Origin of the sequence: Limosilactobacillus sp., from assembly GCF_041859915.1 — a bacterium.
GTDB lineage: Bacteria > Bacillota > Bacilli > Lactobacillales > Lactobacillaceae > Limosilactobacillus.
This window is the reverse complement of record NZ_JBFLGB010000001.1, coordinates 36300-48999: the sequence shown is the minus strand read 5'-3', so window position 1 is coordinate 48999 and position 12700 is coordinate 36300. Positions and strand designations below refer to the sequence as shown.

14 protein-coding genes are annotated in these 12700 nt (G+C 43.2%); 4 read left to right on the top strand and 10 right to left on the bottom strand.

Going from position 1 to position 12700, the window contains the following annotated elements; translation table 11 throughout:
* Positions 1-7: 7 nt before the first annotated feature.
* From ACEYV4_RS00300 to ACEYV4_RS00260, 9 genes are all read right to left on the bottom strand, one after another.
* A complete protein-coding gene (locus ACEYV4_RS00300) occupies positions 8-403 on the bottom strand; it encodes a HesB/YadR/YfhF family protein (RefSeq protein WP_373841466.1) in 396 nt (131 codons plus the stop codon).
* 153 nt (positions 404-556) lie between these two features.
* Complete coding sequence (gene greA / locus ACEYV4_RS00295) at positions 557-1033, bottom strand: transcription elongation factor GreA (RefSeq protein WP_373841465.1); 477 nt, start codon at positions 1031-1033, stop codon at positions 557-559.
* 66 nt (positions 1034-1099) lie between these two features.
* Positions 1100-1747: a uridine kinase gene (udk, locus tag ACEYV4_RS00290; RefSeq protein WP_373841464.1), complete on the bottom strand. Its 648-nt coding sequence runs from the start codon at positions 1745-1747 to the stop codon at positions 1100-1102.
* Positions 1748-1823: 76 nt separating this feature from the next.
* The gene (locus ACEYV4_RS00285) at positions 1824-2171 is read right to left on the bottom strand and encodes an endolytic transglycosylase MltG (protein ID WP_373841463.1); all 348 of its coding nucleotides are present in this window, start codon (positions 2169-2171) and stop codon (positions 1824-1826) included.
* A gap of 68 nt (positions 2172-2239) precedes the next feature.
* Positions 2240-4657 carry a phenylalanine--tRNA ligase subunit beta gene (gene pheT / locus ACEYV4_RS00280; RefSeq protein WP_373841462.1) on the bottom strand — a complete coding sequence of 806 codons (2418 nt, stop codon included), beginning with the start codon at positions 4655-4657 and terminating at the stop codon, positions 2240-2242.
* A gap of 5 nt (positions 4658-4662) precedes the next feature.
* The gene (locus ACEYV4_RS00275) at positions 4663-5709 is read right to left on the bottom strand and encodes a phenylalanine--tRNA ligase subunit alpha (RefSeq protein WP_373841461.1); all 1047 of its coding nucleotides are present in this window, start codon (positions 5707-5709) and stop codon (positions 4663-4665) included.
* 293 nt (positions 5710-6002) lie between these two features.
* The gene (locus ACEYV4_RS00270) at positions 6003-6341 is read right to left on the bottom strand and encodes a winged helix-turn-helix transcriptional regulator (RefSeq protein ID WP_373841460.1); all 339 of its coding nucleotides are present in this window, start codon (positions 6339-6341) and stop codon (positions 6003-6005) included.
* A 14-nt stretch (positions 6342-6355) separates the two neighbouring features.
* Positions 6356-6862 carry an HD domain-containing protein gene (locus ACEYV4_RS00265; RefSeq protein WP_373841459.1) on the bottom strand — a complete coding sequence of 169 codons (507 nt, stop codon included), beginning with the start codon at positions 6860-6862 and terminating at the stop codon, positions 6356-6358.
* Between the two features lie 85 nt (positions 6863-6947).
* Positions 6948-7715, bottom strand: a complete 768-nt coding sequence (locus ACEYV4_RS00260; protein WP_373841458.1) for a TrmH family RNA methyltransferase — start codon at positions 7713-7715, stop codon at positions 6948-6950.
* Positions 7716-7820: 105 nt separating this feature from the next.
* On the opposite strand from ACEYV4_RS00260, the gene ACEYV4_RS00255 reads away from it, so the two are divergent.
* The 4 genes from ACEYV4_RS00255 (at position 7821) to ACEYV4_RS00240 (ending at position 11068) form a co-directional block, all read left to right on the top strand.
* Positions 7821-8096, top strand: coding sequence for an acylphosphatase (locus ACEYV4_RS00255; RefSeq protein WP_373841457.1), 276 nt, complete (start codon positions 7821-7823; stop codon positions 8094-8096).
* Between the two features lie 89 nt (positions 8097-8185).
* Complete coding sequence (yidC, locus tag ACEYV4_RS00250; RefSeq protein WP_373841456.1) at positions 8186-9142, top strand: membrane protein insertase YidC; 957 nt, start codon at positions 8186-8188, stop codon at positions 9140-9142.
* A gap of 62 nt (positions 9143-9204) precedes the next feature.
* Positions 9205-9615 carry a peptide deformylase gene (locus ACEYV4_RS00245; protein WP_373841455.1) on the top strand — a complete coding sequence of 137 codons (411 nt, stop codon included), beginning with the start codon at positions 9205-9207 and terminating at the stop codon, positions 9613-9615.
* Between the two features lie 145 nt (positions 9616-9760).
* The gene (locus ACEYV4_RS00240; protein WP_373841454.1) at positions 9761-11068 is read left to right on the top strand and encodes an MATE family efflux transporter; all 1308 of its coding nucleotides are present in this window, start codon (positions 9761-9763) and stop codon (positions 11066-11068) included.
* A 163-nt stretch (positions 11069-11231) separates the two neighbouring features.
* Here ACEYV4_RS00240 and ACEYV4_RS00235 read toward each other — a convergent pair whose 3' ends face one another.
* Complete coding sequence (locus tag ACEYV4_RS00235; RefSeq protein ID WP_373841453.1) at positions 11232-12692, bottom strand: ATP-binding protein; 1461 nt, start codon at positions 12690-12692, stop codon at positions 11232-11234.
* Positions 12693-12700 lie beyond the last annotated feature (8 nt).

Below are 12700 nucleotides of genomic sequence, written 5' to 3'. Positions count from 1 at the left end.
GCATTTTTTAGTGCTGTGAAGCACCAGTTGAAGCGTCGGTTGCGTGTTGTGAAGGGCCCGTTGAAGCATCGGCACTATCATCACTGAGTCCGGCAACATCAGGGGTGTCACCGTCCTCGTGTTGAAAATGAAAAACAGGGCCAGCATCATTAGCATCCACCGTTGTAATCAAACGGGTAAAGAACCACTCATCAACTTCATTAACGTAATAAAGAATTCCATCTTTTTTAACTTCCATCACTGGGTCAATCGGATGGTTATTCTTAGCGAAGGCCTGAGAGAAACCATGATGAACTTCGGTCCGACCATACACCTTTCCATAAAGCTTGATGCCATCACCAGGCTTGAGGCCCATTTCATTACGGAACCACTTACTAGCCGCATCAGTAATGATTAACTTCATTTTTTAAAACCCCTTTATCCACTAAACTAATTTAATGATAGCACTTTCATAACAATTAATGTACCACCTTTTAATACTTAGGACAAAGAATTCACCCGGTCCATTAAAAAGGGTCACTGATTCAAGTGGAATCAGTGACCCTTTTTGCTTATTTTACTTAACGTCTAAAATCTTAACCTTCATCGTACCATTTGGGATATTAATACTAACCTCGTCCCCAATTTTGTGGCCAAGTAAGCCCTTCGCCATTGGTGATTCATTAGAAATTTTACCATTCAGTGGATCAGATTCAGATTCACCCACGATTGCGTAGGTTTCAGGTTCTTCATCTGGTAATTCCTTAAAGGTGACTTTCCGCCCCATCGAAACTTCATCCTTGTCAACATTCTCATTATCAATGATGACAGCATATTGAAGCATATTTTCAATTTGGGAAATCTTGCTCTCAACCATTGCTTGTTCATCTTTAGCAGATTCATATTCAGAGTTTTCAGAGAGGTCTCCATAACTCCGGGCAATCTTAATCCGCTTAATAACTTCTGGACGCCGTTTCATCTTGTAATCTTCCAGTTGTTCTTCTAGTTTCTTTTTCCCTTCAAGGGTCATTGGAAATTGTTTTTCTTCAGCCATTCAAAAATTCACTCCTCATATTTTGTCCAGTGGCTACATTACCATTCCTGCTACAAAATGTAAACTTTATTGTAAGGTATGACCACGCTTAACCAAAATATCACGTACCTTAGTAGTTAAAAGGTCAATAGCTACGTGATTTTCACCACCTTCTGGAACAATAATGTCAGCATAACGCTTAGTTGGTTCCACAAATTGGTGATACATTGGCTTAACAGTTGCTAGATATTGATTAATTACCGAATCCAAGGATCGTCCCCGTTCGGCCATATCACGTTTGATCCGTCGAATAATCCGAATATCATCATCAGTATCAACATAAACCTTAATATCCATTAAATCGCGCAACCGCTCATCATCCAAGATTAGAATGCCCTCCAAAATAATAACATCTTGGGGCTCAACATGAACGGTTTCCTTAGACCGGGTATACTGTTTATAATCATAAACCGGCATCTCAATCGCTTTATTATTACGTAGGTCAGATAATTGTTTAATCAACAAGTCGGTATCGAAGGCTAATGGGTGGTCATAATTGACCGCTTTCCGTTGGACCATCGTCATGTCCGATTGATCATTATAATAAGTATCCTGGGTAATAATTTGAATTGCTTGGCCATGCAATTGATTATAGATGGCTTTGCTGACAGTAGTTTTTCCACTCCCAGAACCACCAGTAACCCCGATGATAATTGGTCGTTTTGATATGCTCATACTTATTTCTTTATACTCCTCTAAAAAATTAGTCTTCAACAGTATATAGCACTATCGCATTTACGGCAATCCTCTATTATTTTTTAGCGGCTCGACTTTCCTGCAGAGTGGTAACTAATTCTGGAACCGAAGATGATCGCTCTAAGTGAAACCGACCCGCCTTAATTCCATTCATTTTATGTGTTTGTAAATAATAATCAAAAACAAACTTGCTCCGCACCAAGCCATGCTTCTTCATAATCGTAGCAACTCTGTGATCTGTAGCACCGCGTGGAATTATTATTGTTACCCTTTGGTGGTCATCATAATTGGCGGGACGCAATGCATAGTTAAAGTATTGGTGGATAGTTAATCCAGCAATGATCAACAAGATGACTAGAATTATAACTACTCGGTTTTGCCGTCGTAATTTTTCTTCGCTCACTTAATGATTCCTCATAAAACGCAAATAATGTGAGACTTCCTAACAGTCTCACATTATTACTCACCACTTTAACGAATCTCAGCGGCCAGCTGACTTTCTAATGCCTTGGTTACCTTCTTGAAGGCAGTATTAACCTGCTCTTCCTTCAAGGTACCATGGTCATCCTGATAAGTTAGGGTATAAGCTAAGGATTTCTTCCCCTTTGGCAGGTGCAAACCACTGTAAACATCAAAGAGATGAACGTGCTTAAGAAAGGCACCACCCTTCTTATTGATAACATCCATTACCATCTTATTAGTGACGTCATTAGCGACTAACAGCGCGATATCCCGAGTAATTGCCGGATACTTACTGATTGGGTGGTAAACATCAGCAACCTTAGGAGCAGCAATCAATGCTTCCAAGTTCAGCTCAAAGACATAAGTTTCTGGAATCTTATAAGCTTTAGCCGTCTTTGGATGAACCTGACCGAGGAAGCCAATCAGTTGGTTACCTAACAAAATGTTAGCCGTTCGGCCAGGATGTAATTCCGGTCGGGATTGATCAGCAACATAGGTAACTTTACCAGCAAGTCCAATATTATGAAGGTAACGTTCAATGATTCCCTTTACTTGATAAAAATCAACCGGACGATCCTGGTGGTGCCAATCATTAGCCAAAAGCTGACCAGTAATCGCCCCTGCTAGGTGTTCCTGTTCTTCCGGACGTTCACCGCCCTTTGGCAGGAAGACCCGTCCTTCCTCGTACAGAGCCACATTATCGACCCCATGAGCAATGTTATAAGCAATGTCCAAGAGAAGGCCACTAACAATGCTCATCCGGGTGGCAACGTGATCAGTACTCATTGGGAAGTCAAGCTTCATCGGTTCAGCAAGTGGATCAATCTGGAACTGCTTAGCCCGCTTAACCGTTGTTAGGGAATAAGAAATTGCCTGGGTCAGCCCCATACCTTCTAGGTCATGACGACTAGCACGGATAAACCGTTGTCGTGGTGTCAGACCGCCCCGATTACGGGTCATTACTGGCAAAGTAGCTGGCAACTTATCGTAGCCATAAATACGAGCAATTTCCTCATACAGGTCGGCAGCAATAAAGATGTCCCAACGCCGCGCTGGCACGGTTACTACTAATTGGTCATCACCCGAGATTTGGTAGCCAAAGTGAAGTCGTTTAAAAGTATCTACCACTTCCGCCATCGATAGGCTGGTCCCCAAGACGGCATTAACCTTCTTAAGTGAGAGTGTGATCTGCTTATTAACAGCCGGCTTTTCACTTCCGGTAACGATTCCCGTTGTAATCTCGCCACCGGCCAACCGCTTAATTAGTTCCGCCGCTTCATCTAAGGCAGTCTCCACAGTAGCGGGATTGATTCCCCGTTCAAACCGCATTGAAGATTCACTGTGAAGGTCAAGACGACGGGCCTGCTTCCGGACCATCACTGGATCAAAAATTGCGGCTTCCAGGGCAACCGTGGTGGTTGTGTCAGAAACAGCGGTTCCTTCACCACCCATGGTTCCAGCCAGGGCAACCGGTTGATCGTTCACCGTTACTACCAAGTCGTTGGCCTTCAGGGTCTGTTTATCCCCATCCAAAGTAGTAAACTTCTCGCCTTCATGCGCATGACGGACACCGAAATCATGGCCCGGCAACTTATCATAATCATAACTGTGCAGTGGTTGTCCATACTTCAGTAAGATATAGTTAGTGACGTCCACTACATTATTAATTGGTCGGATACCGGAATTCCAAAGCCGAATCTGTAGCCAAAGCGGGCTATCAGCAATCTTAACCCCCTTGATGACTCGTAACTTATAGGTTGGTGCTTCCTTTTCGTTAGCAATTTTAACCTTGACTAAGTCACTTGTCGCGGTGGTACTGTTTTCTTTTACTGGGATTTCCTTAAAGTGGGGTTCCAAGCCATAGAAAGCGGCAATATCATTCACGTTGCCGTAAATACTCAACATATCTCCACGATTAGGCGTAACATCGGTATCAATAATTGTGTCATCCATTCCCAGATACGGGAAAACAGCATCACCCGGTTTAGCGTCGTCAGGCAAGAAATAAATTCCTTCATCATAAGCCTTCGGGGCAATAGAATCGCTAAAGCCAATTTCCTGGAGTGCACAAAGCATCCCCTCAGATTCTTCACCCCGAATCTTACCACGCTTAATCTTAACATTGCCACCAATCCGGGCACCGTTCAGGGCTGTGATAACTTTCTTGCCAACCTGAACGTTTGGTGCACCACAAACTATTTGAAGCGGCTTATCCGCACCAACATCAACCTGGCAAATGTGAAGGTGGTCAGAATTGGGGTGATCTTTCATGGCAATAATTTTTCCCACCACGATTTTCTTTAAGCCATCACTTAAGGAATAAATATCGTTAATATCGACGGACGTCCGGGCAATTTTTTCAGCCAGATCCCGTGGTTGAACGTCCAAATCAAGGTATTCTTTTAACCATTGGTATGATACTTTCATTTATCTTATCCTTTCTCGTCAAATTGATTCAGGAAGCGGACATCATTCTGGTAGAAATTCCGAATGTCATTGACACCGTATTTCAGCATAGCAAACCGGTCTGGGCCTAAGCCAAAGGCAAACCCACCATATTCTTCAGGATCAACTCCGGACATCTTAAGAACATTCGGATGCACCATCCCGGCACCGAGGACTTCGATCCAACCAGTGTGTTTACAGATAGGGCAACCCTTCCCCATACAATTAAAGCAGGTAATATCAGCTTCGACTGATGGTTCCGTAAATGGGAAATAACTTGGCCGCAAACGAACATCTAGCTTGTCACCAAAGAGGTAGCGAGCAACCACTTTTAAAGTCCCTTTCAGATCAGCCATGGTGATGTGCTTACCAACAACCATCCCTTCGATTTGGTTAAATTGGTGACTGTGGGTAGCATCATCGGTATCCCGTCGGTAAACCTTACCTGGAGAGATCATCTTTAGCGGGCCCTGACTAAAGTCATGTTTTTCTAGCATCCGGGCCTGCATTGGCGAGGTTTGTGTTCGCATTAAAACGCTTGGCGTCACATAAAAGGTATCCTGCATGTCCCGTGCGGGGTGATCTTTCGGAAGGTTCAACTTTTCAAAGTTATAAACTTCCTGTTCCACTTCGTCACCAACAGCTACTTCATAGCCCATCGAAACGAAAAGATCAACCACTTGGTCGATGATTTGTTGAACTACGTGGGGCTGGCCCTGGGCAACCGGACTACCAGGCAAGGTTACATCAATCGTTTCGGCTTGCAGTTGCGCATTCAGGGCTGCCTGTTCCAAAGTTGCTCGCTTATCTTCAATTGCGGTAGTCAAGTCGTCACGAACCTTGTTAGCAAACCGGCCAACTTTAGGCCGTTCTTCAGCACTGAGGTCGCGCATCCCTCGTAGCACACTTGTAATCGGACCTTTTTTACCCAACATTTTGACCCGGACTTCATTAATATGTTTCAGGTCTTTAGAATTTTTAATTTCTTGTAATCCTTGTTGACGCAGATCAGCAAGTTTTTCTTTCAATCCCATACTTTCACTCCTTTTTATAAAACAAAAAAGCTCCATCCCTAATAGGGACGAAGCTTCGCGGTACCACCCTAGTTTATAGAAATCAATCTATACACTCAACGATCAATAACGGCGATCCACCGGAATATCATTGCATACCAGCTCAAGAAATGAAATTCATCACTTGCTCTTGACTGTTGATTTCAGAATACTCAACAGCTCTCTGACAGGCGCTCCTGATTACTAATTTCCGTCATTGCCTTTAACTATATAAAGTATTCTAGTCATTTCACCGATGTTGGTCAAGGGTAAAATTAACACCATTTATCACTCCAGGTGTGAACAGCAGTCATTACAGGTGCTAATTCACGGCCACGGGTAGTCAATGAATAATCAACCCGGCTAGTGCCTGGATAAGTGTTACGGACAATAATTTGGTCATCCTCTAATTCCTTCAAACGTTCACAGAGAACCCGGTCGCTGCATTTGCTAACACTATTGGCAATATCCTTAAACCGCAGGGTATCTTTTTTCAGTAAGGTTTCGATAATCAATCCATTCCATTTCTTGCCTAACATCATAAAGGTCTTAGTAAATCGTGGGCATAATTTACAGGCCCCATCAGCAACCGGTGTACTAGCTTCTTCTTGCATTTGACGTCTCCTTCCTACCAAGTTGTACGCATTCGCCGTTTCTTAATCCGGCGCCGAAGCTTTGCCCGTAACGGACCAAAGAATTCGTGCTCAGCTTCGAAATCATCAACCAATGAAACAATCAAACTCTCTGGGTACCGAGGAACAGCTAAAGTTGCACCAAACATATGCTTTAGGATAATATCTTTTTCCTTTTTGTTTAATGGTGTGATCTTCTCCGCGTTTCGCAAGGCAACCCGGGGATGAATAAAGGCATGGGTACCGAGATCAAATTTAGTTGTCCGCCAATCATAATAAAACAGGTCATGTAGCAATCCGGCTCGCGCCACACTTCGGTAATCCAAGTGCCAACGCTTGGCAATCCGGTAACTATCATAAGAAACCGCAATTGAATGTTGTAAACGATTGGAGTAATGATGCTGGGTATAATGGGCCAGTTTCTTTACTGCCGGTTGGGCCAGCAAATCCTGAACAATCGCAACATATTCCGGATCGTTGCGCCATTCATTCTTTGATTTCATAGAATACCCCTTTTCTATTGGCTAAACTTATCATACACGATGAAAAGTTAAAAATAAATTATTCTGTCTTATCAAAAGTAAGTAACTATTGGTTCAATTGGAACATCAAAATTCCGGCAGAAACAGCCACATTCAGTGATTCAGCTTCGCCCCGCATTGGAATATAAAGATTAGTCGTTGTTTCTTTTAATAGTTGGTCACTCATTCCCTGGCCTTCATTACCCATAATCAAAGCAAACGTTTTACCAGGATGAACATCACGGAAATTTTGTGCCTGTGGATTTAACTGAGTCCCATAAACTGGTGCTCCCACTTGCTTAAAATCGTCAATCCATTTACGCAAATCACCCTCAAAAAGTTGCAAGTGAAATTGGCTCCCCTGCATGGAACGAACAACTTTGGGGCCATAAAGGTCAGCACTGCGGTTACCCACAACGACCCCAGCAAAGCCAGCGGCATCAGCCGTCCGCACCATTGTTCCAACATTACCTGGATCCTGAACCCGATCCAAAAGAAGCCAGGCACCGTTCAATGGTTGTTGGGGAAGGCGATGAGCATCTGGCAATGCTACCACGGCAGCAATTCCTTGGGGAGTCACCGTCTCAGTGATATGCTTCATGATCTCTTCGGTCACACTATAAATATTCTCAGCATGACTAAACAATTCCTGGTGTTGCTCTAATTGGTCAGCTGTCCCGATCAACTGAACAATAGCAATTCCCGCTTTAACAGCTTCGTTGACTAAGTGCCACCCATCCAGCAAGTAAAGGCCACTTTGTCTACGAAACTTTTTAGTTGCTAATTTCTTCCAATCTTTAACGTGTTGATTATGAACAGATGTTAATTCTTCCATAAGTAAAACTACCCTTCTTCTATGATAATTATACCATGTTCTAAGGTGTACAATATCTATAACTAATGGCGAGTTTCCCTAAATTTTACTTAAGGAGGTGAAAATTTGATTAACCTACATTTAATCATCAGTGGACGTGTTCAAGGAGTCGGCTTCCGCTGGTCAACCGTCCAATTAGCACAAAGAATGGGACTAGCTGGCTTCGTCAAAAACCTTATCAATGGTGATGTTTACGTTGAAGTTCAGGGGTCAGTTAAGATCGTCCAAATTTTTGTCAAACGCCTGCAAAGGGGGCCAACCCCCTACGCCAGCGTTACTAAGATCAAGCAAAAGAACGGTGACCTTCAAGACTATCAGGGACGTTTTACCGTTCGCCGTTAAACTGGCTTTTTAACTTGCTTTAGGGTAAGATATGTACTGTTTAACTAAGCAAAATAAAAATGAATTAATAAGGGAGCGTTATTTTTAGCATGAAACATAAACGACTCACCATTGTCGGCTTGATGACCACTATGCTCTTCTTACTTAGTGGTTGTGTCCGAACTACTAAGAGCGGCCGACCCTATGGCTTTGTTTACGACTACATGGCTAAACCCATGCAACATTTAATGGAATGGTTAGCCAGTCACCTTGGCAACAATTATGGATGGGCCATCATTGTCATCGTGGTTATTGTTCGGACAATTCTATTACCGGTCATGTTCTCACAAATGAAAAAATCAACGATCACCCAGGAAAAGATGGCCCGCATCCAGCCGATGATCAAGAAATTGTCGGCAAAGCAAAAAGCTGCTAAAACACCTGAAGAACAAGCCGCCGTTAGCCAACAAATGATGGCCCTTTACCGGGATAATCATATCAGCTTGACTGGCGGGATTGGTTGTCTGCCATTGTTAATTCAGTTGCCAGTCTTTGCCGCCTTGTATGCTGCTATTCGTTACTCACCTGACCTTTACCACGCTACTTTCTTTGGAGTTGCACTTGGGAAGCCGAGCCTGCTCTTTGCCATTCTGTCCTTCATCGCTTATGCTGTACAAAGCTATCTCGGATTGGTTGGGGTACCTGAAGCCCAACGTAAGCAAATGAAAATGGCCATTTGGATGAGTCCAGTAATGACCTTCTTCATTTCTCTGACTGCTTCCGCCGGATTAGGACTGTACTTCTTCATTGGTGGTCTCTTTGCTATCTTACAAACCCTGATGGTCAACGCTTATCGGCCGCGAATTCGCAAACAAATCGCAGCTGAAGCCAAAAAGCATCCAATTAAGAAGCCCACTGCGCCACTTACCCCACAGCCTGGTTCAGCTAATGCCACTGCTGAGGCTATTAACCAATTGAAGCAACCGAGCCCGGCCAAACAAATGGCTCAGCGTAACCGTCGTCGGAATGCTGGCAAGCAGCATCACCATAAGAATAAAAAGAATTAATTAACAATTACCATTTAAGAACTGGAGAAATAATCTTCAGTTCTTTCTTTTCGGAGGGAAATATGATTAAACCAATTAATACGAATTTACAAAAACTTAGTCGACCTTCTTTGCCAGCCACCCGTGCTGACCTTTTCATCGGCCAGGACTTGCAGGATACCCTTGCCGCCCACCGGAAACACTGCATCGGAATGGCTGCCAATATGATTGGCGAAAATAAGCGGGTAATCATTGCCCAGCTTGGTCCACTACCGGTTGTTATGTTTAACCCACAAATTATTAGTCAATCCCACCCTTATCAAACCAAGGAGGGTTGCCTTTCACTTCCAGGCGAACGGTTCGCTAAACGTTATCATCAGATTACGGTCCAGTTTTTAAATCGGGCATGGCAAAAACAGTCCCTCACCTTAACCGACTTAGCCGCTGAAATTGTCCAACATGAAATCGATCATTGCAATGGGATACTCATCTAAGGTGTTACTGCAAGATTAACTAAAAACTGCTAAGATATAAGATAAAAATAGGGACCGCAAGATCGCCGGGTTTTGCAACATAATCTACTGTTTTCCAACAGGCGTCCATTTAAATATGGGGGAGGAAAACAACGGAGGAAAGAATATGCAATCAATTACCGGTGAAGTTCGTCATTACGTTGTTAGAAACGTTATTGCCACTTTAGGAATGTCACTCTACGTCATCATCGATACCTTATTTATCTCAATTGCGGCCGGGGCTTTAGGATTAACTACCCTCAACCTTGTCTTGCCCCTATTCAACGTGTTCAATGGAACCGGGCTTTTGTTAGGGGTTGGGGGAGCCACTATTTTTTCACTCAATAAAATTTTACATCCTGACCGGGTAGCAGGTCTTTATAGTCAGTTAATCATCTTTGCAGCTGGCCTTGGAATCATGATGGCAATCCTACTAAATATCTTTGCCATCCCGGTCGTCAACTTTTTGGGAGCCGATAATCAAACTCGGCAAATGGCAATTATCTACCTAAGAATCGTTGCCTGGAGTGGCCCGCTCTACATGTGCAATTACATTTCCATCAATTTCGTACGTAATGATGGCAATCCAACCCTGACCATGAAGGCTACCTTAACCGAAACGCTTTCGGTAATCGTCATCGACTGGTTCTTCATCTTCGAATGTGGTTTAAAAATGGAGGGAGCTGCCTTAGCCGTACTTTTTTCACCTTTAATCAGCCTGCTAGTTCTTACCCGTCACCGTCATTTTTCTAAACGTCAACTGCGGCTTTATTGGTGTCGACCACACCTCACGACAATTGGTCATTGCGCTAAATTAGGCGTAGCTGCGGCGTTAAACGAACTTAGCACTGGAGTTAGCATCTACTTTTTTAACCATGTTCTTCTGCAATTAGCAAATAACTATGCTGTTGCCGCTTACGGTGTCATCTCTAACATTGCAATTGTCACCCTAGCACTTGCCAACGGGGTGGCGCTCGGTGTCCAACCAATTGCTAGTCGGGAATATGGTGAACAACACTATAGTCAAGTGCGGAGGGCACTAAAAATGGGAACCATTATCACCCTCATTTTAGCTACCATTAGTTTCATAATATTGATCACCTTTAAGCTACCAATCATTGAAATCTTTAATACCTCCCACTCTGCTCAGCTGGTTAGCTATGCCCTAGTTGGTCTGCCGATTTACTTTACCAGCACCTTCTTTAGCGCGCTTAACCTGCTATTTATTCTCTTCTTAACGGCGATCAATGCCGCCCGCGCATCATTTACCCTCTCACTTCTGCGGGGTTATTTAATTCTTTTACCAGCAATCTTAATACTCACTGCTCTTGTCGGAATTAACGGAGTCTGGGCAGCCGTTCCGGTCACCGAAGCACTAGTCACTTTCATTGCCAGTATTCTTATCTACCAACACATTAAACAATTTAATAAATGAACGTAACAAAAATACCTTCCTCGGTAAAAGTCGAGAAAGGCATTTTATTTTATTCCTAATTTCCATAATCCGCGTAAACCATTAAACCGAACCTAATCACAATTTTTAACAAAACAGGAGCCATGATACACCAGCATCATAGCTCTTGTTGATTCTTTTATATTTAATTAATAGCTTCTGGATCACCAACGATTGGTAAAATAATCCGGAAAATTGATCCAGCACCAACAGAACTTTCTAGGGTAATTGAGCCATGGTAACCTTCAACCAAGCGCTTAGCAATTGAAAGTCCCAGTCCGTTACCACCCTTTTTACGACTACGAGCCTTATCAACCCGGTAAAAACGGTCAAAGACTCGATCAATATCTTCAGGTGGGATTCCAACCCCAAAGTCCTGAATACCAATCTCAACAGTATTCATTCCCCGAGACAAGGAAAGGTGTACCTCTTTGCGATCGGTTGAATACTTAACAGCATTATCACAAAGAATCACCAGCACCTGTTCAAGGTGGTCACGATAGATATTAGCCATAATTGGCTCGTCAAGATCATCATCCAAAATAAAAACAAAATCCGGATATAGTTCCTTAAAATTATTATAAACCTGGTGAACAACATCATTAACCACCGTCTTTTGGTTGCGGAAGTTAATATCAACCTGCTCCGCCCGGCTAAGGTCAAGCATCTCTTGTACCAAGTTTTTCATTCGTTCGGTCTCTACTAATGAAGCATTGATCGAATCATTCAAGACTTTTGGATCATCCTTCCCCCATCGTTGAAGCATATCAAGGTGTCCCTGAATAATTGCAATCGGCGTCCGTAATTCATGACTAACGTCGTTGACAAATTGAGACTGCTGCTTAATGTAACGTTGGGTTTGGTCCAACATCTCATTAAACATTGTTGCCAATTCCGTCATTTCATCGTTATGGTTAGGTACTGGAACCCGAACATCCTTAGTTGGATCCTTACTGATAACCTTAACCGTATCATGAACATCATTTAATGGACGCAAGAAAAGCATTGACAGAAGGTAGCCCAAAATTCCACTAGCCAGAACAACCAAGCAGAGTGCCAGAATCATTACTAACCGTAATTGTCGATAGTTCCGATAGTAGGCATTCAACCTATTCTCTACTTGCAAATAGCCAATCAATCGGTGATTATGCCGCGCATAAACCGGCATTTGCCCAACAATCACCTTATGATTGGGACCCTTCACTAAACGAATCCGGCGATGATTAGTTAAAGCAACGGGAACTAAGTGATGACCCGTACTCAATACTGGTTGACGCTGTTGATTATATATTCTTACGACCATGTGTCCATCACTAAGGTCCTGGATAATTGGTCGTTGATACTGAGCCGCACCCGTAACATGCTGAACCAATGCGGCTTGGACATTGTGCTTAGTTAACGGCTGATTTATTTGGCCGAGTTGTCGAGAAATAGTAACCATTCCCTGATTAAGCAACCCTCGTTCCTCATCAAAGAGGCGTTGGGTAAAGGACGAAAACATCGCCATGGCAACAATCAGGAAGATAAGCAGTGAACCAACTGCCGTTCCAATAGCCCATTTTAATTTTAAGGAAACAAATCGGCGACCCGATGTTTTTTCACCCATTGTTAACC

Excerpts from the sequence above, each read along its gene's own strand:
- yidC (WP_373841456.1), top strand. The coding sequence starts at position 8,186 with ATGAAACATAAACGACTCACCATTGTCGGCTTGATGACCACTATGCTC.
- ACEYV4_RS00275 (WP_373841461.1), bottom strand. The coding sequence starts at position 5,709 with ATGGGATTGAAAGAAAAACTTGCTGATCTGCGTCAACAAGGATTACAA.
- udk (WP_373841464.1), bottom strand. The coding sequence starts at position 1,747 with ATGAGCATATCAAAACGACCAATTATCATCGGGGTTACTGGTGGTTCT.
- pheT (WP_373841462.1), bottom strand. The coding sequence starts at position 4,657 with ATGAAAGTATCATACCAATGGTTAAAAGAATACCTTGATTTGGACGTT.
- ACEYV4_RS00270 (WP_373841460.1), bottom strand. The coding sequence starts at position 6,341 with ATGCAAGAAGAAGCTAGTACACCGGTTGCTGATGGGGCCTGTAAATTA.
- ACEYV4_RS00300 (WP_373841466.1), bottom strand. The coding sequence starts at position 403 with ATGAAGTTAATCATTACTGATGCGGCTAGTAAGTGGTTCCGTAATGAA.
- ACEYV4_RS00240 (WP_373841454.1), top strand. The coding sequence starts at position 9,761 with ATGCAATCAATTACCGGTGAAGTTCGTCATTACGTTGTTAGAAACGTT.
- ACEYV4_RS00235 (WP_373841453.1), bottom strand. The coding sequence starts at position 12,692 with ATGGGTGAAAAAACATCGGGTCGCCGATTTGTTTCCTTAAAATTAAAA.
- greA (WP_373841465.1), bottom strand. The coding sequence starts at position 1,033 with ATGGCTGAAGAAAAACAATTTCCAATGACCCTTGAAGGGAAAAAGAAA.
- ACEYV4_RS00265 (WP_373841459.1), bottom strand. The coding sequence starts at position 6,862 with ATGAAATCAAAGAATGAATGGCGCAACGATCCGGAATATGTTGCGATT.
- ACEYV4_RS00260 (WP_373841458.1), bottom strand. The coding sequence starts at position 7,715 with ATGGAAGAATTAACATCTGTTCATAATCAACACGTTAAAGATTGGAAG.
- ACEYV4_RS00245 (WP_373841455.1), top strand. The coding sequence starts at position 9,205 with ATGATTAAACCAATTAATACGAATTTACAAAAACTTAGTCGACCTTCT.